The 18,453-nt window shown below is 73.0% G+C and carries 16 protein-coding genes; 7 read left to right on the top strand and 9 right to left on the bottom strand.

The window, feature by feature from the left end; genetic code table 11:
• The first annotated feature begins 37 nt into the window (after nucleotides 1-37).
• From BJZ21_RS02660 to mshD, 3 genes are all read left to right on the top strand, one after another.
• Nucleotides 38-778, top strand: a complete 741-nt coding sequence (locus tag BJZ21_RS02660; RefSeq protein ID WP_179662338.1) for a response regulator transcription factor — start codon at nucleotides 38-40, stop codon at nucleotides 776-778.
• A gap of 186 nt (nucleotides 779-964) precedes the next feature.
• A complete protein-coding gene (locus BJZ21_RS02655) occupies nucleotides 965-1,912 on the top strand; it encodes a hypothetical protein (protein ID WP_179662337.1) in 948 nt (315 codons plus the stop codon).
• Between the two features lie 20 nt (nucleotides 1,913-1,932).
• A complete protein-coding gene (gene mshD / locus BJZ21_RS02650; protein ID WP_343051919.1) occupies nucleotides 1,933-2,769 on the top strand; it encodes a mycothiol synthase in 837 nt (278 codons plus the stop codon).
• Between the two features lies 1 nt (nucleotide 2,770).
• On the opposite strand, the gene BJZ21_RS02645 is transcribed toward mshD, so the two are convergent.
• Genes BJZ21_RS02645 through BJZ21_RS02635 form a run of 3 tightly spaced genes read right to left on the bottom strand, consistent with a single transcriptional unit; the run spans nucleotide 2,771 to nucleotide 6,345 of the window.
• The gene (locus BJZ21_RS02645; protein ID WP_179662336.1) at nucleotides 2,771-5,140 is read right to left on the bottom strand and encodes an Ig-like domain-containing protein; all 2,370 of its coding nucleotides are present in this window, start codon (nucleotides 5,138-5,140) and stop codon (nucleotides 2,771-2,773) included.
• A 3-nt stretch (nucleotides 5,141-5,143) separates the two neighbouring features.
• Complete coding sequence (locus BJZ21_RS02640; RefSeq protein WP_179662335.1) at nucleotides 5,144-5,734, bottom strand: signal peptidase I; 591 nt, start codon at nucleotides 5,732-5,734, stop codon at nucleotides 5,144-5,146.
• A 35-nt stretch (nucleotides 5,735-5,769) separates the two neighbouring features.
• Entirely contained in the window at nucleotides 5,770-6,345 is a 576-nt protein-coding gene (locus BJZ21_RS02635; protein ID WP_179662334.1) for a hypothetical protein, read from the bottom strand.
• Nucleotides 6,346-6,548: 203 nt separating this feature from the next.
• Here BJZ21_RS02635 and BJZ21_RS02630 point away from each other — a divergent pair, with 203 nt between their 5' ends.
• Nucleotides 6,549-8,576 carry a coiled-coil domain-containing protein gene (locus BJZ21_RS02630; RefSeq protein WP_179662333.1) on the top strand — a complete coding sequence of 676 codons (2,028 nt, stop codon included), beginning with the start codon at nucleotides 6,549-6,551 and terminating at the stop codon, nucleotides 8,574-8,576.
• A gap of 19 nt (nucleotides 8,577-8,595) precedes the next feature.
• Here the strand turns inward: BJZ21_RS02630 and BJZ21_RS02625 are convergent, their stop codons facing one another.
• From BJZ21_RS02625 to BJZ21_RS02610, 4 genes are all read right to left on the bottom strand, one after another.
• Nucleotides 8,596-9,636, bottom strand: a complete 1,041-nt coding sequence (locus tag BJZ21_RS02625) for an alpha/beta hydrolase (RefSeq protein WP_343051918.1) — start codon at nucleotides 9,634-9,636, stop codon at nucleotides 8,596-8,598.
• Nucleotides 9,637-9,770: 134 nt separating this feature from the next.
• Nucleotides 9,771-10,268, bottom strand: coding sequence for an SRPBCC family protein (locus BJZ21_RS02620; RefSeq protein ID WP_179662332.1), 498 nt, complete (start codon nucleotides 10,266-10,268; stop codon nucleotides 9,771-9,773).
• Nucleotides 10,268-10,966, bottom strand: coding sequence for a TetR family transcriptional regulator (locus BJZ21_RS02615; protein WP_218851249.1), 699 nt, complete (start codon nucleotides 10,964-10,966; stop codon nucleotides 10,268-10,270). The genes BJZ21_RS02620 and BJZ21_RS02615 overlap by 1 nt, the downstream gene beginning before the upstream one ends.
• Nucleotides 10,967-11,053: 87 nt before the next feature.
• On the bottom strand, nucleotides 11,054-12,346 hold the full coding sequence (locus BJZ21_RS02610) for an ATP-binding protein (protein ID WP_179662331.1): 1,293 nt from the start codon (nucleotides 12,344-12,346) through the stop codon (nucleotides 11,054-11,056).
• 119 nt (nucleotides 12,347-12,465) lie between these two features.
• Here BJZ21_RS02610 and BJZ21_RS02605 point away from each other — a divergent pair, with 119 nt between their 5' ends.
• From BJZ21_RS02605 to BJZ21_RS02595, 3 genes are all read left to right on the top strand, one after another.
• Complete coding sequence (locus BJZ21_RS02605) at nucleotides 12,466-14,625, top strand: RNA degradosome polyphosphate kinase (RefSeq protein WP_179662330.1); 2,160 nt, start codon at nucleotides 12,466-12,468, stop codon at nucleotides 14,623-14,625.
• 79 nt (nucleotides 14,626-14,704) lie between these two features.
• The gene (locus BJZ21_RS02600; protein WP_343051917.1) at nucleotides 14,705-15,322 is read left to right on the top strand and encodes a DUF47 domain-containing protein; all 618 of its coding nucleotides are present in this window, start codon (nucleotides 14,705-14,707) and stop codon (nucleotides 15,320-15,322) included.
• Between the two features lie 4 nt (nucleotides 15,323-15,326).
• Nucleotides 15,327-16,325: an inorganic phosphate transporter gene (locus BJZ21_RS02595; protein ID WP_179662329.1), complete on the top strand. Its 999-nt coding sequence runs from the start codon at nucleotides 15,327-15,329 to the stop codon at nucleotides 16,323-16,325.
• A 111-nt stretch (nucleotides 16,326-16,436) separates the two neighbouring features.
• Here BJZ21_RS02595 and BJZ21_RS02590 read toward each other — a convergent pair whose 3' ends face one another.
• Nucleotides 16,437-17,483 carry a hypothetical protein gene (locus BJZ21_RS02590; RefSeq protein WP_343051916.1) on the bottom strand — a complete coding sequence of 349 codons (1,047 nt, stop codon included), beginning with the start codon at nucleotides 17,481-17,483 and terminating at the stop codon, nucleotides 16,437-16,439.
• 154 nt (nucleotides 17,484-17,637) lie between these two features.
• Complete coding sequence (gene pstB / locus BJZ21_RS02585) at nucleotides 17,638-18,417, bottom strand: phosphate ABC transporter ATP-binding protein PstB (RefSeq protein ID WP_179662328.1); 780 nt, start codon at nucleotides 18,415-18,417, stop codon at nucleotides 17,638-17,640.
• Nucleotides 18,418-18,453: the final 36 nt, after the last annotated feature.

Here is an 18,453-nt window from a genome sequence, read left to right as displayed (position 1 = left end):
CGCGTCCCGGTCACCGCCCGGCCACCGGGAGGCTCCCATGAGCGCCCTCTTGCTGCTCACCAGCGCGCTGCAACCCTCCGTCGAGGTGCTGCCCGGCCTCGCCCTGCTCGGGCACCAGGTCAGGATCCTGCCCGCCGAGGGCAGCGCCCTGCTCGAGGCGCCCGGCGCCGACCTGCTGCTCGTCGACGGCCGCCAGGACCTCGCCCATGCCCGCGACCTGTGCCGGCTGATCCGTACGACGGGCTCCGACGCGCCGGTGCTGCTCGTGGTCACCGAGGGCGGGCTGTCCGTGGTCGCCCACGACTGGGGCATGGACGACGTCGTCCTGCACACCTGCGGCCCGGCCGAGCTCGAGGCCCGGATCCGGCTGGCGATCGGCCGGCTGGCCGCGGCCCGGTCCGCCGGCGACCCGGAGTCGCACGTCATCCGCTCGGGTGAGGTGGTGGTCGACGACGCGACGTACACCGCGAAGGTGAGCGGCCGGCCGCTGGACCTGACCTTCAAGGAGTTCGAGCTGCTGAAGTTCCTCGCCCAGCACCCGGGGCGGGTCTTCTCGCGGCAGCAGCTGCTGCAGGAGGTGTGGGGCTACGACTACTTCGGCGGCACCCGCACCGTCGACGTGCACGTGCGCCGGCTGCGCGCCAAGCTCGGGCCGGAGAACGAGCACCTGATCGGGACGGTGCGCAACGTGGGCTACCGGTTCGTGCTGCCGGCCAAGGAGAAGGAGGCGTCCCGGGACGCCGCTGGTGCTGCGGCGCGGGAGACGCAGAAGGCCTGAGGGGCGGCCAGGCAAGGGGCCACATCAGGTCGGAAGATCTGTCGCAGCTGGTGCCGCAGATCTTCCGAGCTGCCCACCCGTTGGTCGCGCCTCCTGGTCCCCGCCGTTCCCCGGACACGTGCCGGCTCATCCACAGGCCGCCAGATCGGGGTTGGCGATGCTCGGGCGGCGGACGACGCTGCTGCCGTGGACTCCGCCATGCTCGAGCAATTGCTCGCCGACCAGGCTGGGCTGATCAGTCGGGCCCAGCTGCTCAGCGTGGGCGGGCGGCACGACCTAGACCGGCTGGTACGCCGCCGCGAGCTGACCCGCGTGCATCCGCGGGTCTTCGTCAACCACACCGGGCCGCTGAGCGACGAGCAGCGAGCGTGGGCGGCGGTCCTGTACGCGGGCGGACCGGGCCAGGCGGCTCTCTACCTCGGGTCGGCGCTGCCCGACCCGGACGGAGATGCGCCCGTCCACGTCGCGATCGACGAGTCTCGGCGGGTCCCGTCCCTGCCGGCTGTCAGGGTGCACAGGGTGCTCCGGCTAGCTCCGCTAGTGCGCTGGAACGTCTCGCCCCCACGCGTACGCGTCGAGCCCAACACGCTCGAACTCGTCCACCGCGCCGCGACCGAGATGGACGTGGTCCGCTTGCTCACCGATGCCTGCAACGGCCGCCACACCCACCCGCAGCGGCTCCGCCCGGCGCTGGCCGAGCGCAAGCGGATGCGCCGCCGCCCCTTCGTCGCCGCCCTGCTCGACGACATCGAGGCGGGAGCGTGCTCGGTCCTCGAGGAGGCTTACCTGACCCGCGTCGAGCGGGCCCACCGTCTCCCGGAGGGCCGGCGCCAGGTCCGCCGGGAGGGCGAGCGGGGCACGGAGTACCGCGACGTGGAGTACGCCGAGTTCGGGGTCGAGGTCGAGCTCGACGGGCGCACCGGCCACCTCGGCTGGGACAAGGAGGGCCGGGACGCCGATCGGGACCTCGACGACCTCACCGCCGGCCGGGTGACGGCGCGGGTGCGGTGGGCGCAGGTGTTCCAGCGCGAGTGTCAGACCGCCGAACGCATCGGTCGACTGCTTGCCCGGCGGGGTTGGACCGGACGACCCCAGCCATGTGGGCCGACGTGCACACTCCGGGTGGCGGCTTGAGCTGTCCCTAGGCTGGCGACGTGGACATCCAGACCGGCGACATCGAGACGGGCGACATCGAGCAGATCGCGGCCGCGGCCGAGGCGGCCGACGGCGCCGCGCCCCTGGACGAGGCGACCTGGCTGGCGCTGCGGCACCACCCGGAGCGGGTGCGGCGGTGGGCGTCGGAGCACGGGTTCGCCCTGCTCATCGGAGACGAGCTGACGCTGGTCGTGCACCCCGACGCCCGGGCGCGGGGCGAGGGGGCGTCGCTGCTGGACGGCGTACTCGCCAAGGCCTCCGGCCCGCTGTCCGCCTGGTCGCACGGCGACCACCCCGCGGCCGCGGCGCTGGCGAAGCGGCACGGCTTCGACCGGGTGCGGGAGCTGTGGGTGATGCGCCGGCCGTCCTCGGTGCCGCTGCCTCCGCTGCGGGAGCCGGAGGGGGTGGCCGTGCGCGGCTACCGGCCCGAGGACGCCGAGGAGCTGGTTCGGGTCAACGCGGCGGCGTTCGCGAGCCACCCCGAGCAGGGCGCGATGGACGAGGCGAACCTCGCCGAGCGGATGGCCGAGCCGTGGTTCGACCCCGCGGGGCTGCTCGTGGCGATGGACGGCGAGCAATTGCTCGGCTTCCACTGGACGAAGCGGCACTCCCCCGAGCTCGGCGAGGTGTACGTCGTCGGCATCGACCCGGCCGCCCAGGGCCGCGGCCTCGGGAAGGCGCTCACGCTCGCCGGCCTGCACCACCTCGTCGACGGCGGGGCGCGGGAGATCCTGCTCTACGTCGAGTCCGACAACGCGCCCGCGGTCGCGGTCTACTCCGGGCTCGGCTTCGAGCACGCCTCCGCCGACACGCACGTGATGTATCGGTGGGGGTAGGTCAGAAGCTGCCGTTGCCGGGCTTGGGCGTCTGGTCGCAGGGCACGCCGAACATGTCGGTCACCGCCGGGGGCGTCCAAGTGATGGTGGGCGTGTCCTTGCTGCCCTCGCCGTTGGACGACGGCACGCCGAGGGTCAGGGTGATCACGGTCACCGGGTAGCCGTTCACCGTCCCCTTGGTCGCCGAGAGCGTCGACCCACTGAACGTCAGCACGGTGCTGCCCGAGATGTACGGCGGGGAGGCATCCACGAGCAGGTCGCCGACGTTGGCGTTGACGTGCATGCTCACCCCGTTGCCGCTGCGGTCCATGGTGACGGTGACGCCGAGGGGTCCACCGTTGTAGGTCAGTCCGGACATGATCGACGACGGGTCGACAAGCCCGCTGTAGGTGAAGGCGATCTTGTCTCCGTTGTTGATGATCTTGTCCGCGCCGCCGGGCCCGTTGGTGATGGTGACGGCCCCACCGGCCAACGTCCGGTTGTCGACCGCCGTGGACTTGGGGGCGGAGCTGACCACCCTCGCGCCGACGTTCGTGGTCATCACGGCCTGGACGTCGTAGGCGCCGTAGGTGATGCCGGAGATGTTCCACGGGCAGGACCAGATCCCACCCGACAGGGTGGCGGTGCACAGCGTCGTGGTCGTCCCGTTGGAGGTCCCCTGGAACCGGACCCCGCTGATGCCGGCGTTGGAGGTGGCGGTCGCCGTCAGGGTCTGGCTGGTCCCCTTGATGTTGGCAGGCAGGTCGCCCAGGACCACGCTGGCCACGATGTTATCGACCAGGACGGTCACGGAGTTCGACGTCTTGGTGCCGTTGACGTCGGTCATCGTCGCGGTCAGCTGGTAGGTGCCGTAGACGATGTTGCTGCCGCCGGGCACCGAGCCCGTGGCCCAGGTGCAGGAGAAGTTGCCGCCGTTGGTCGGGTTGGTGGCCGTGCAGGCGGTCAGCGCGGTGCCGCCGGTGGTTCCGGTCGGGGTCGCGGTGACGACGACCTTGCTGATCGTGCCCGACGAGCTCACCGGGCCGGTGATGGCGACCGGGCCCGTCACCGTGCCGCCGGTCGGACTGGAGATGGCCACGTTGGAGAAGGGGTGCAGGACCTTGACCGCGACGGTGCTGGTGACGGCCGCGCCGTACGTCGGGGTGACCGTGGCGCGCAGGTTGTAGCTGCCGTTGGCGAGCGAAGTGGTGTTCCAGGCACAGGCGAACGGGGAGGCGGTCGGCGCGCAGACGGTCTGCCAGGCGCCGCCGGGCGCGGCCTGGTACTCCAGCTTCGCGCTCTGGACGCCGTTCGGCGAGCTGTAGGTGCCGGTCACGTTCACCGTGCCGTCGAGGCTGGCGTTCGCCGCGGGGCTGGTGATCGAGACCGTTGCCGTGCCGTTGACGACGGTGCGGCTGACCGGGCCCTGGACGGTGGTGTTGCCGGCGGCGTCGGTGACGACCGCCCGGAAGTCGTGGGGCCCGTCGGAGAGCTTGGTGGTGTCGAGGCTGCAGGAGGCCGACGCCGTGCCGGTGCCGCAGTCGACCCAGCTGCCGTCGGAGGCCTGGTACTGGATCTTCACGGAGGTGACGCCGGAGCCGGCGTCGCTGCCGTTCGCCGACAGGGTCACGGTTCCTGACAGTGGGCCGGTCGGGACGGTGAGGCTGCCGGTCGGCGCTTTGTTGTCGACGACGATGCCGGTCTGGGTGTCGGTCTGGCCGGTGCCGGCGACCACGCGGACGTCGTACGTGCCGTCAGCGATGCCGGGCCCGGTGGTGTTCCAGGTGCACGAGATCGGGCTGGTGGCCGAGGTGCAGAGCGGCGTCCAGGCACCGCTGCCCGAGCGGTACTGCAAGGTCAGGGAGGTCGGCGCGACGGGGTTGACCAGGGCGCCGGTGACCGTGACCGAGCCGCGGACCGCGCTCGGGAGGCGGGTCAGCGCGACCCCGACCTTGTTGGCGACCGAGGTGGTGACCGGCGCCGAGGTCGCGGCGTTGCCGGCGGAGTCGGTCGCGATCGCCTGCAGCTGGTAGGTACCGTCCCCCACGCCCGTCGTGTCCCACGGACAGCTGACGGTGGTGGGGTGGCTGCCGGTGGTGGTGCAGCCGCTGAGGGTCTGCCAGATCATGCTGCCGTCGAGGGCGTACTGCACGACGACGCTCGCGACGGCCGATCGGCTGTCGTCGGCCGTCGCGGTGATCGTCACCGAGCCGGTGAGGACCGCCCCGGGGGCGGCCACCGAGACGGTCGGCGGCGTCCAGTCCCTCGCCGCGGCGACGTCCGCGTGGTAGACGCTGGTGTCGGTCCAGGTCGCCCCCGAGAACTGCACGCCCAGCAGCGCGCTGCCCAGGCAGAGCAGCGCGCTGAGGGCGAGGAGCAGACGACGAGCCATGACCTATCCGTGGAGGGGGACTGACGGATTCTGAGGACGCGGTGCGGTGTCCGCAGGCTTCGCCTCGTCCTGGGGCTTCTTCCTGAGCGCACCGACCAGCTGAGCGGCGGCGAACAGGCCGATGACCGCGGCCGGCAGGCCGATCACGAGCATCCGGGTGTGGCGGTCAGACAACCAGATCAGCGGGTAGCCCATGTAGGGAACCGCGAAGACGACCCGCGCCTGCTGGTTGCTGTCGAGCTTGAACTTCCAGGGGTCCCGGTTCGGGACGGCGTCTCCCCTGGTGCGGAAGACGTCCCCGTGGATGGCCACGATCCGGTGGGTCACCGGGTGGTCGATGCCCGAGTCCGGCGGCGGCTGGTAGGTGATGATGTCACCGACCCGCAGGTCCCCGACCGGCACGACCCGCTCGTAGGTCACCGACCCGTAGTCGATCGTGCCGGTCATCGACGTACCCGCGATGACGTAGCGCTGCAGCCCGAAGACGGCCGGCACCAGGAATGCCAGCGCCAGCAGGGTGACGACCACACAGGCGACCGTGATCGCCTTGTCTCCGAGACTGCGCCGACCACGGCGCCGCACTTCGATCTCCACCTGTCATCCCCCCAGTACTACGCAGTCGGAACCGGTCAGCTCCAGCTCGCTGTCGTCTCCTGGTCGGTGGCACCGTCCGTGGCCGTCACCACGAAGTGGATGGAGGCAGAGCCGGTCGCGCCCTGGTTGTCGTTGTCGGCGGCCTTGGGCATGCTCACGGTGATCTTGATGTCCCGGTAGCCCCAGTTGTCCGGCAGACTGCCCAGATCGATGGTGGCCTTGTGGTCAACGCTCTGCTCCACCGTCTCGAGGTCGGCCGTGCCCGAGGTGCTGTTGCCGTCCACGGTGATCGTCACCGCGTCGGCGTCGAAGCCGCTGGTCACGTTGTCGATGACGACGCTGAGATCGCCACTGAGGTTGCTGCCGGTGCCACGGGTGAGCTGGACCGTGCCCGAGGCCGCGTCACCCGGCTTGAGCTCGGTGATCGTCAGCGTTCCGGTGTCCTTGTTGTTGTCGGCGACGATCTTGCCGGCGGTGATGTCCGCCGTGATCTGGCTCGTCGAGGTGAAGTCCGCGCCCGACCCCACCGCCACGGCGGAGGCGATGGCCAGCGTCGCCAGCGGCACCAGGATCTTGCGGGACTTGCGCTCGTCGCGCTGCTCGTTCTTCATGTCGTACCCCCCACTCAGGGCCCCCTCCCCAGGGGGCGTGTTTCGTTGTGACCCCAAAACTAGGGAGACGTCCTCAACCCAGGGGGCACGCGAGATCCACGCAGGATCCACAGTTGAGTAACAAGATCTCCGGGGCTTGTTACTCCTGGGTACGCCGTCCCGACGCGCCCTGGCGGGGGCGTGACGCACTACGCTCGCGCGCGATGAGTACGGCGACCCCCCGCACCCCAGACGACCCCGCCGGCACCGGGTCACCGCGCGATCGCGGGCGCCCGAACGACGGCGGCCGCCTGTGGCGGCGTCGCGCCGATGCCGCACCGACCTCCCCCGAGGAGCTGCAGCGGGCGGTGGACCGCGCCGCCGAGCAGGTCGCGGCCGGCGAGCGGGTGGCCGGGCTGCGGCGCGCCGCCGAGCTCGCCGCGTCCGAGCAGGCCGCCGAGCGGATGGTCGCCGAGGAGGCGGCCCGGGAGGCGCTGGCCGGGCGCGCGGAGGCGGACCGTACGGCGGCCGCGCACGCCGCCGCGGCCGCGGACGCGCTGCGGGCCCGCGAGGAGGCCGAGGCCGCCCTGGCCACCCACGTCGGGGAGCGCGCCGCCGCCGAGCAGGCCGCCAACGACGCCCGGCTGGCCCGGCGGCTCGCCGAGCAGAAGGCCCAGCAGCAGGCCGAGGCCCGCGCGGCCGCCGAGGCGCTCGCCGCCGAGCACCTCGCCGCTCGCGCCACCGCCGAGGACCAGGCGCGCGAGCAGGCGGAGGCCGCCGCGCGCGCCCACGCCGAGCACCGCGCCGCCGAGGAGTCCGCCCGCGACCAGGCGCGGGCCGCCCAGAGGGCCGAGTCCCAGCGGGAGGTCGCCGAGCGCGCCGCCGCGGAGCAGGCCGACTCGGCCCGGACGGCCCACGAGGCCCGGCTCGCCGCCGAGCAGCGCGCCACCGAGCTCGCCGAGGCGGCGGCCACCGCCGCGACCACCCACGAGGAGGCCAGCCGCACCGCCCACCAGGCCCGGCAGGCGGCCGAGGCCGCCGCCGCGGAGCAGGCCGAGGCCAGAGCCACTGCCGAGCGGCTCGCCGACGACCACGCGCGCGCCCGCGCGGAGGCAGAGGAGTCCGCCCGAGCCCGGGCCGAGGAGGCGGAGGCTGCACACGCCGCCCGCGCGCGGGCCGAGGCCGCCGCCGCCGACGCCACCCGCCTCGCCGACGCCGCCCAGACCGCGCGCGAGCAGGCCGAGCGGGTCGCCGACGACCAGGCCCTGGCCGCCGGCCGCGCCGCCGCCGCCGAGCAGGCCGCCCACGAGGCCACCCGGCTCGCCCACGAGGAGCAGGCACGGGCCGCCGACGAGCAGGCCCGGGCGGTGCAGGTGGCGCACGAGGCCCGCCTCGCCGCCGACGAGTTCGCCCGCACTCACGCCGAGTCCGCCGCCCGCGCCGAACAATTGCGCGAGGACGCCGAACGAACCGCCGCCGAGGCCCTGGCCGCCCGCGAGGCCGCCGAGCGCACCGCCGAGGAGCGCAGCCAGCAGGCCGGCGCCGCCGCCCACGAGCGGCTCGAGGTCGAACGCCGGGCGCGGGAGGTGCTCGAGGCCGCCGCGGCCGAGGCGGCCACCCAGGCCGAACAGCTGGCGGCGGCGGTCCGCGGACGCACCGAGGCCGAGTCCGCCGCGGCCGAGCAGGCCCAGGGCCGGGCGGCGGCCGAGGCGGTCGCCGAGGAGCGCGCCCAGGACCGGGCGGCGGTCGAGGCCGCCGTACGCCACCAGGCCGAGCTGGCCGAGGAGGCCCTGCGCGAGCGCCGCGACGCCGAGCAGCGCGCCCGTGAGCTCGCCGTCGCGCTGGCCGAGACCCGGGCGCTGCTGGTGCAGGAGCTCGCCGCCCGACGCCGCTGGTGGCAGCGTCCCGACCCGGTGGTGCTGGCGGCGGTGCCGACCACCGCGGCGGAGGACGTGCTGCAGGCCTCACCCGCGACCCCGCCGGCCGGCCGCAACCGGGCGGCCGGGCTGGGGCTCATCGTGCTCATCGTGCTCGCGGTGCTGGCCGCCGCGGTCGCCGCGCTCGCGCTGACCGGGCTGCTGTTCGCCGGGAGCACCGGCTCGGTCGTCGGCGTCGCCGCTGCGGTGGTCGCGGTGGTGCTGGTCGTCGCCGCGTGGCGGGTCGGCGCGACCGGCCGGACTGCCAGTCGCGGCGCTGCTGGTCGCGGCGCTGCTGGTGGCGGCGCTGCTGGTGGCGGGGCCGAGGAGTCCTGATCCGCTGCCTCAGGCCGCCTCAGGCGAGCCCGGCGCGCAGCGCCTGCGCGATCTCCTCGTCGGCCCGCCGGCTGGAGCGGGCGAGCAGCACGTTGAGGAACCCGTGGATCTGGTCCTCGAACCGCCGCAGCTCCACCTTCACCCCGGCCTCGGCCAGCCTGGCCGCGTAGGCCTCGCCCTCGTCGCGCAGCGGGTCGAAGCCGGCGGTGGCGACGTACGCCGGGGCGAGCTCGGCGGGCAGGTCGGCGTAGAGCGGCGAGAGCCGGGGGTCGCGGGGGTCGGCGTCCGCGGGCACGTAGCTGCCGGTGGCCAGGTCCATGAAGTCCTTGGTGAGGTAGAACCCCTCGCTGAACGTGGCCCGGCTGCCGGCGGTCGCGGTGTGGTCGGTGCCGGGATAGACCAGCAGCTGGAAGGCCAGCGGCAGCCCCTCCCGGGCGGCCTCGATCGCGGTGGTCGCGGCCAGGCAGCCGCCGGCGGAGTCGCCTCCGACCGCGAGCCGGTCGCGGTCGGCGCCGACCGCCCTGGCGTTGTCGACCAGCCAGCGGTACGCCGCGCGGGCGTCGTCGTACGCCGCCGGGAACGGGTCCTCCGGGGCGAGCCGGTAGTCGACCGCCAGCACCCGCACCCCGCTGCGCTCGGCGAGGAACCGGCAGGTGCCGTCGTGGGAGGCCAGGCCGCCGTAGACCCAGCCGCCGCCGTGCAGGAAGAGCAGCGTCGGGCCGGTCGTGGCGGCGCCGGTGGGCAGGTAGAGACGGGCCGGCCGACCCGCGACGTTCAGGCTGCGGACCGCGCCGATCGGCTGTCGGCCGGCGCTCATCGCGGTCTGCCGGTCCAGGGCGCGGCGGCCGGCGGGGATCGGCAGCGTCTCCACGCCGGGCTCGCGGGCCAACCGGAGCAGGCGCAGCATCAGCTGGGTGTCGGTGGCCAGCGTCTGCCCGTCGCGGACCACCGGCGGCCCGGCCAGGCGGCGCTGCGCCTGCTCCGGCAGCGTCAGCAGGCCGCGCAGGGTGGCGGCCTGGAGACGGTCGTTGAGCTTGGTCAGGGTCGGGTGGGGACTCACGCGCTCACCCTACTGGCGGGTAATGGCCGATCTCACGCCCGGCGCCGACGCCACCGCGGGCGTCAGCCCGACACGGGGTGGCCCTCTCTCCCCCCAGAGAGGGCCACCCGGTGCCGCGCTGACGGCGCCGCGGGCTAGCGCGTCGCCGGCTCGGCGCAGCTGCGGGCCAACGCCTCGAGGGTCTGCGCCATGGCCGGGCGCATGTCGCGGTGGTGCGGGAGCAGCACCCCGTAGACCCGCTTGAAGAACGGGCGCGGCTCCTGGGTGATCTCGTAGGAGTGCCGGACGCGGGTGCCCCCGTCGACGGGCGCCAGGTCGTAGCGCCAGATGGTCGAGTCCTGCCGCGAGGGATCGCGCCGTTCGGGGATCGTGCGGAAGGCGAACGCCTCGCCGGGGGTCGCCTCGACCACCTCGCAGACCCGGCTCCAGCGGGCGAGGCCGGACCGGTTGTGGCCCCGGAACCGGGCGCCGACCACCGGCTCGGCGGGGCTGTCCGGCAGCCAGGCCGCGCGCCGGCACTCCGCGCTGCGCTCACCGGTCGACGTCACGTCGCCCAGCAGGCGGTAGACCTCCTCCGGCGCCGCCGCCACGGTCCGCTCCACACTGCCCTCGCGCAGCCAGGGACGCGCCATCACATGCTCCGTTCGTCTCGAGCCGGCGCCTCGCCGACCGCGTGCAGGATCTCTGCGGTGAGCCATCGCTCGTAGCCGGCCACACTCCAGCCCGACGAGGTCACCAGCAGGTCGTAGACCTCGGCCGAGGTGAGCGCCCACACCGCGTCGCGCGCCTCGTCCGTCGCCGGGGCGCCGAGCAGCCGTCCGAGGCCGGTGGCGACGTCGGAACGCCGCCGCTCCTCCAGCTCCCGGAGCCGCTCCGCGGCCGCAGCGTCGACCGCCGCCGCCTGGCGCAGCGCCCGGGACAGCCCGGCCATCCGGCCGTTGATGCTGCTGCTGACCCGAGCGGCCGCCCCGGCCCGGTCCCGGCGGGTGCCCACCCCGAGCGCGGCCACCGCGGGCCGCTCGGCCAGGGCCTGGGGCTCGGTGTCGTCGACGACCCCCACGTCCACCGCCGCCAGCAGCAGCCCGAGCTTGGACCCGTGCCGGCCGTAGACGGTCTCCACCGACACCCCGGCACGCCTGGCGACGTCGCGGATGCCGGTGGCCGCCCAGCCGTCCGCCGAGAACAGCTCGACCGCCGCCCGGAGCACCGCCTCCCGGGTCTGCGCCGCCTGCTGGGCGCGCAGCGGCGACCGGTAGGCCCGCTTCGGCGCCGTCGATCCCGCGCCGCCGCCGTCCTCGACAGGGAGGCTGGTCGCGGCACCGGGGGTCACGCTGTGGACTCTAGACCCGATCCGGATTCAATACAGGCGAGTTCGCCGAATTCGTCCCCGATCGGCGACGCGGGCCCCGCCCGCCCGTCACGGTCGCAGCTCGGCGACGAACAGCCGCCGGCCGCCGGGCAGGCGGCGGGCCTCGACGAGCAGCTCGACGATGACCTCCGAGCCGTCCCGGCGCAGGGCCGGCACCCGGACCGGATGGCCCAGCAGCGGGGCCCGGCCGTTGGCGAGGTGCATGGTGAAGCCGGCCAGGTGGGCCTGCCGGTAGCGGGACGGGATCATCGCGAGCAGCCGCCGGCCGACCAGCTCCGCGGCCGTGTCGTAGCCGAGCAGCGCGAGCGCGGTGGGGCTGAGCGCCACGATACCGTCGGCGTCGTCGGCCGCGACCAGCGCCGCGGTCGCGCCGGCGATCTCCTCGAGCACCTCGCTCGGCAGGGGGTCGGTGGCCGGCGGCGCGGCGTCGCTCTGGTCCGTCCACGGCGTGGGCCGGCCGCCCTCGCCCTGGCGCAGCACCTCGTGGCAGATCCACCGCCGGAACGTGCGGATCTCCGGCTGGGTCGGCGGGTTCAACAGCACCCCGGCCTCGGCGAGCGCCAGCGCCGCGTCGAGGAGCTCGTCGAGCATCCGGAACCCGCGCAGCGACCCCCGCGGCACCGCGACCACCAGCCGCGGCCGCGAGACCACCGGCTCCACCGCGCTCGACATCAGCTGGTCGGGGTCCTCGGCCAGCGACGGGTCGGGCAGCTGCTCCAGCAGCAGCCCGAGCGCCTTGCTCGCCGCCGCGTGCGCCTGCAGCGCCGCCGGGCCGTCGTCCTCGCCGATCGTGGTGAGGAGGTGCTCGCGCAGCAGCGCCTCGGCGTGCTGGGCCCAGGCCTGGTGCAGCAGCAGCGGCACGTTGAGCAGCTCGATCAGTACGGCGTCGGGCGGGTCCTCGCGCAGCGCCAGCTGCTCGACCCCGGTGAGGGTCGCGGCCAGCCACTCGTCGGCGTGCTCGCCGGAGGTCAGCTCGAACCAGACACACTTGCCCCCGCTGCGCGGCTCCGCGCCCCACCGGTCCGCCATGTGCTGGAGCAGCCGCAGCCCCCGCCCGGTCCCGGCCAGGTCGGCGTGGTGGCGCACCAGCGGCAGCTGCGGGCTGGCGTCGTGGACCTCGACGTACAAGCCGTCGACTCCGACGGAGGCGCACACCTCCATGGGCGTGCCGCTGTGCACGAGCGCGTTGGTCACCAGCTCGGTGACCAGCAGCTCGGCGGCGTCGCGCAGGTCCTCACGACCGGCGCGCGCCAGCTCCTCGCGCACCAGCCGCCGGGCGCCGGCGGCGCTCGACGGGCGCGCGTCGAAGCCGCGGTGCACCCCCCTGGCGCAACCTTCCATGCACAGAGTTGTACCCCATGCCGCGCCAGGTACGCCTCGGGTGCGCCTCCGGTACGCCTCGCGTCTTTCGCGCCCGTGAGCGTCACCTGCCGTTCACCTGCCGGGGCCACACTGGGCCGATGAGTCCCGAGACGGTCCCGAGCGTCGCCCAGCCGGTCGAGGAGCGCGGCGGCCACGAGACCTTCGACGTGGAGCCGCCGTACTTCCCCGACGACGCCGAGCTGGCCGCGGTCGAGAAGTATGACGACCGGTTCCTGGACCGGGAGCTGTCCTGGCTGCACTTCAACCAGCGGGTCCTCGAGCTGGCCGAGGACCCGGAGCTGCCGCTGCTGGAGCGGGTCCGGTTCCTGGCGATCTTCACCAGCAACCTCGACGAGTTCTTCATGGTCCGGGTGGCCGGCCTGAAGCGCCGGATCGCCGCCGGCGTCGCCGTCCGCGCCGCCTCGGGGCTGCTGCCGCGCGAGGTGCTGGAGCAGATCTGGACGGTCTCTCGGGAGCTGATGAAGCGGCACGCCCACTGCTTCCGCGAGGAGATCGTCCCGGCGCTGCGGGACGCGGGCATCTCGCTGGTGCGCTGGGAGGAGCTGGACCGCGACGAGCAGAAGTACTGCAAGCGGCTGTTCCGCGACCGGGTCTTCCCCGTGCTGACCCCGCTGGCGGTCGACCCTGCGCACCCTTTCCCCTACATCTCGGGGCTCTCGCTGAACCTCGCGGTGCTCGTGCGCAACCCCAAGACCGGCAAGGAGCACTTCGCCCGGGTCAAGGTGCCGCCGATCTTCGCCCGCTTCGTGCCGCTGGGCAACCAGCGGTTCGTGCCGCTGGAGGACGTGATCCGCGAGCATCTGCGGCGGCTTTTCCCGGGCATGGAGGTGCTCGAGGTGCACAGCTTCCGGGTGACCCGCAACGAGGACCTCGAGGTCGAGGAGGACGACGCCGAGAACCTGCTCGCGGCGCTGGAGAAGGAGCTGCTGCGCCGCCGGTTCGGCCCACCGGTGCGGCTGGAGGTGGAGGAGTCGATCTCCCCCGCGGTGCTGGAGCTGCTGGCCTCCGAGCTCGGCATCTCCACCGACGAGGTCTTCCACCTGGCCGGCCCGCTGGACCTGCGCGGGCTGCACGACATCGCCGACCTGCCGCGCGAGGAGCTGAAATTCCCAGCGTTCGTGCCCACCACGCACCCGCGGCTCGCCGAGGTCGAGTCGGCCGCCCCGGTCGACGTGTTCAAGGCGGCCCGGCGCCACGACGTGCTGCTGCACCACCCCTACGACTCCTTCGCCACCTCGGTGCAGCGGTTCATCGAGCAGGCCGCCGCCGACCCGCACGTGCTGGCGATCAAGCAGACGCTCTACCGCACCTCCGGCGACTCCCCGATCATCGACGCCCTGATCGACGCCGCCGAGTCCGGCAAGCAGGTGCTGGTGATCGTCGAGATCAAGGCCCGCTTCGACGAGCAGGCCAACATCGGCTGGGCGCGCAAGCTGGAGCAGGCCGGCTGCCACGTCGTCTACGGCCTGGTCGGCCTCAAGACCCACTGCAAGCTGTGCCTGGTGGTGCGCGACGAGCCCGACGGGATCCGCCGCTACGCCCACATCGGCACCGGCAACTACAACGGCAAGACCGCCCGGATGTACGAGGACCTCGGGCTGATCACCACCGACGCCCGGATCACCGAGGACGTCGCCCACCTGTTCAACAACCTCTCCGGGTGGTCGCGCAACGCGATCTACAGCGGGCTGCTGGTCGCGCCGGACTCGGTGCGCACCGGGCTGGTCGAGCAGATCCACCGGGAGATCCACCACCACCAGGCCGGGCGGCCGGCCCGGATCCGGTTCAAGGCCAACTCGATCGTCGACGAAGCGGTGATCGACGCGCTCTACCTCGCCTCCCAGGCCGGGGTGCCCATCCAGCTGCTGGTGCGGGGCATCTGCGCGTTGCGGCCCGGCGTACCCGGGCTGTCGGAGTCGATCGAGGTGCGCTCGGTGCTCGGCCGGTTCCTCGAGCACAGCCGGGTCTACTGGTTCGAGAACGGCGGGGAGCCGACCGCGCTGATCGGCTCGGCGGACATGATGCACCGCAACCTCGACCGGCGGGTGGAGGTGCTGGTGGAGCTGCCGGGCGAGGAGGAGCGCGACGCCGTGGCGGGCATGCTGGCACTGGCGTTCGACCCCGAGACCGACGCCTGGCAGCTCGGCAGCGATGGCAGCTGGGCCCGCAGCCGGGGTCCGGTGCATCTGCAGGAGGCCCTGATCGAGCGGCAGCGGCGGCGGCGTACCGGCGCTTGACACGGCCCTGACTTGTGGATCTGCGCGACCGACCCCCTAGCATGAGTGCCGTTCTTCTCCTCCTCACCAGGAGTACTCCGTGGGTTTGCGATTCCGCCCTGTCGACAGCACCTTCTACGACCTGTTCACCGAGTCGGCCCAGCACCTCGTGACCGGGGCCGGACTGCTCGCCGAGATGCTCAGCGACACCTCGGACCGTGAGGACGTCGCCCGCCGGATGCGGGAGGCGGAGCACGCCGCGGACGAGACCACGCACGCGATCGTGCGCCGGGTCAACAGCACCTTCGTCACGCCGTTCGACCGCGAGGACATCTACTCGCTCGCCTCGGGGCTCGACGACGTCATGGACATGATGGACGAGGTCGTCGACCAGATCCTGCTCTACGAGGTCAAGGACCTGCCCACGGACCTGTCCGCGCAGGTCGAGGTGATCCAGCGGTGCGCCGAGGTGACCGCCGCGGCGATGCCGCAGCTGCAGTCGATGCAGAGCCTCGAGGAGTACTGGATCGAGATCAACCGGCTCGAGAACGCCGGCGACAAGAACCACCGTCGTACGCTCGCCAACCTGTTCTCCGGCGAGTACAAGGCGATGGAGGTGCTCAAGCTCAAGGACATCGTCGAGTCGCTCGAAGGTGCGATCGACGCCTTCGAGAAGGTCGCCAACACGGTGGAGCAGATCGCGGTCAAGGAGTCCTGAGCGCATGACACTCGCGATCATCATCGCGGTGGTCGTCGTCGCCCTCGTCTTCGACTACACCAACGGCTTCCACGACGCCGCCAACGCCATCGCGACCTCGGTCTCGACGCGCGCGCTGACCCCCCGCATCGCGCTGCTGCTCGCCGCGGTCATGAACTTCGTCGGCGCGTTCCTCGGCCAGGAGGTGGCCAACACCGTCGGCAGCGTGATCAGCCCACCCCCCGGCACCCACGGCCTGATCGTGGTCATGGGCGGCCTGTTCGGCGCCATCGTCTGGAACCTGATCACCTGGTACTTCGGGCTGCCCTCGTCCTCCTCGCACGCCCTGATCGGGGGCCTGATCGGCGCCGCGCTGGTCTCGGGCACCACCGTGAAGTGGTCGGTGATCACCGACAAGGTGATCATCCCGATGGTGGTCTCGCCGATCGTCGGCTTCCTGCTCGCGTTCCTGCTGATGCTGGGCATCTTGTGGGTGTTCCGGAAGCGGAACCCGCACCGCATCGGCCGCGGCTTCCGCGCCGCGCAGACCGTCTCGGCGGCCGGCATGGCGCTCGGCCACGGCCTGCAGGACGCGCAGAAGACGATGGGCGTGATCTTCCTGGCCCTGGTCACCGGCGGCTACGTCTCGGCCGACGACGGCCTGCCCGTCTGGGTCATCTGCTCCGCGGCCGCGGCGATCTCGCTGGGGACCTGGTCGGGCGGCTGGCGGGTGATGCGGACCCTGGGTCGCCGGATCATCCACCTGGACCCCGCGCGCGGCTTCTCCGCCGAGGCGGTCGCCTCCGCGGTGCTCTACACCACCGCCTTCGCCTACCAGGCCCCGATCTCCACCACCCACGTGATCACCTCCTCGGTGATGGGCGCCGGCGCCACCAAGCGCTTCTCCGCGGTCCGGTGGGGCGTCGCCAAGTCGATCGTCATCGCCTGGGTGCTCACCGTCCCGGCGGCCGGCATCGCCGCCGCGATCGTCTACGGCGTGCTGCACCTGCTGATCCCGGCCTGAGTCGCCGGGCTTTCGGGTCGTCCGGGTCGTCCGGGTAGTCCGTGACGTTTTGGCCCTCCTACCGGCCGGTAGGGGGCCCGAGCGTCACGGACTACCCCCTGACCCACCAGCTCAAGCCGCTCGATACCGCAGCAACCGCGCACGCTCCCACTCCGGCAGCGTCCGGCGGGAGTGCACGGTCGAGGTGTCGGTCCACCAGGGCGGGGGCTGCATCCGCCATCGCCGGTCCTCCGGAGGGATCCACTGCGAGCGGGCGTACGCCTCCTGGAGCCGGCGGATGAAGTCGGAGGGGCTGGCGCAATCGCCGGCCAGCATGGTGACGTACTCCAGGCCCAGCCCGCGGAACAGCCCCTCCCGGCGCACGTCACGCGAGCGCTGGGCACCCTCGAGGTGCAGCTTGCCCTCGTACTCCCCGACCACCCCTGCGACCGGATCGATCAGGTCGGGGGTGCCGATGTGTCGCCCGTTCTCGTCGAAGACCGGGCGGTTGCACAGCGGCCGGGGCATGCCGGCGTCGACCGTCCACACGCGCCGCATGAACACCTCCTGGGGCGACCATGCGTTCTCGTCGGCCAACGGGATCGCCTCGCGAAAGCGTGGGATGCCGGTCCAGCCGTTGAGCTTCGCCGCATACTGCGCGCACTCCTCGAGCGAGACGAGATCCGAGTAGGCGGCCATGTCGATGCACTCCACCGCGGCCCCCAACGAGCGCGCGTAGCGGGCCTCGAACGCCACGGCACGGGCAGGGATGGTCACCCGAAGTCCCTGGACCACGACGATCTCGCGCGGGTCCAGGCGCTCGGCCGAGATGGTGATACCCGCCTGGCTGCGCACGTCCTGGCAGCTGGTCACGAGAGTGACAGGTCGGCGGCTCGCGCCACCGGGGTGCAGCCCGTCGAACCACCGCCCTCCGCACCAGGCGAGCGCCGCCCAGCCGGCGACCCCGCCGTACGACGGCAGGACGGCCGCCGCCTCCACGATCCGCTGGCGCAGGTCACTTCCATCGACCTCGGCCGGCACGTAGAGCCCCCGGCTCGTCCTGCGCCAGCCCGGGCCGCGGGCCTGCTTGCGCGTGGGGCCGACCTTGCCCGCGGGGTCGACACGCACCGGCGGGACCAGCCCGGGCCACGGATCGTCGAGGGGAGGGATGAACGGCACCCCTCGATGCTGGCGCCGAACGCGCCGCGGTGCTGCGCGTCATCCACAGGCCCGGTGGGCGACGTCGGGCTGGAGCTCCCGCGGGTAGTCCGTGACGTTCGGGCCCCTCCGGGGGCTCCTCCGGGGCCGGAACGTCACGGACTACCCGAAGCGATCAGCCGAACCGGCCGGAGATGTAGGCCTCGGTGGACTCGTTGTCGGGGTTGGTGAACATCTTCTTGGTGGGGTTGAACTCCACCAGGTGGCCGGGCTCGCCGGTGGCCTTGAGGTTGAAGAAGCCGGTCTCGTCGGAGACCCGGGCGGCCTGCTGCATGTTGTGGGTGACGATCACGATCGTGTAATCGGACTTCAGCTCGTGGATCAGGTCCTCGATCGCGGAGGTGGAGATCGGGTCGAGGGCCGAGCAGGGCTCGTCCATCAGCAGCACCTGCGGCTCGACGGCGATCGCGCGGGCGATGCACAGCCGCTGCTGCTGGCCGCCGGAGAGGCCCATGCCGGGCTTGTTCAGCCGGTCCTTGACCTCGTTCCACAGGTTGGCGTGGCGCAGCGAGCGCTCGACCACGTCGTCGGCCTCGGCCTTCTTCAGCTTCCGGGCGTTGAGCCGGTTGCCGGCCAGGACGTTCTCGTAGACCGACATCGTCGGGAACGGGTTGGGGCGCTGGAAGACCATGCCGATCTGGCGGCGCACCTCGACCGGGTCGATCGCGGGGTCGTAGAGCGACTGCCCGTCCACGGTGATCTTGCCCTCGACCCGGGCCCCGGGGATCACCTCGTGCATCCGGTTCAGCGAGCGCAGCATGGTCGACTTGCCGCACCCCGACGGGCCGATGAACGCGGTGACCGACCGCGCCTTGATGGTCATGTTCACGCCCTGCACGGCGAGGAAGTCGCCGTAGTAGATGTCCAGGTCGGAGACGTCGATGCTCTTGGCCATGGTGGGTTCCTTTGTCTGGTGAAGAAGCGGGCCCGG

It is taken from the genome of Nocardioides panaciterrulae (genome assembly GCF_013409645.1).
Taxonomy (GTDB): Bacteria; Actinomycetota; Actinomycetes; order Propionibacteriales; family Nocardioidaceae; genus Nocardioides; species Nocardioides panaciterrulae.
This window is presented reverse-complemented; position numbering and strand designations above follow the sequence as displayed.

Bases quoted from the DNA above. Each gene is read 5' to 3' on its own strand.
- BJZ21_RS02660 (WP_179662338.1), top strand. From the start codon at position 38: ATGAGCGCCCTCTTGCTGCTCACCAGCGCGCTGCAACCCTCCGTCGAG.
- BJZ21_RS02645 (WP_179662336.1), bottom strand. From the start codon at position 5,140: ATGGCTCGTCGTCTGCTCCTCGCCCTCAGCGCGCTGCTCTGCCTGGGC.
- pstB (WP_179662328.1), bottom strand. From the start codon at position 18,417: ATGGCCAAGAGCATCGACGTCTCCGACCTGGACATCTACTACGGCGAC.
- BJZ21_RS02630 (WP_179662333.1), top strand. From the start codon at position 6,549: ATGAGTACGGCGACCCCCCGCACCCCAGACGACCCCGCCGGCACCGGG.
- BJZ21_RS02635 (WP_179662334.1), bottom strand. From the start codon at position 6,345: ATGAAGAACGAGCAGCGCGACGAGCGCAAGTCCCGCAAGATCCTGGTG.
- BJZ21_RS02605 (WP_179662330.1), top strand. From the start codon at position 12,466: ATGAGTCCCGAGACGGTCCCGAGCGTCGCCCAGCCGGTCGAGGAGCGC.
- BJZ21_RS02620 (WP_179662332.1), bottom strand. From the start codon at position 10,268: ATGGCGCGTCCCTGGCTGCGCGAGGGCAGTGTGGAGCGGACCGTGGCG.
- BJZ21_RS02595 (WP_179662329.1), top strand. From the start codon at position 15,327: ATGACACTCGCGATCATCATCGCGGTGGTCGTCGTCGCCCTCGTCTTC.
- BJZ21_RS02610 (WP_179662331.1), bottom strand. From the start codon at position 12,346: ATGGAAGGTTGCGCCAGGGGGGTGCACCGCGGCTTCGACGCGCGCCCG.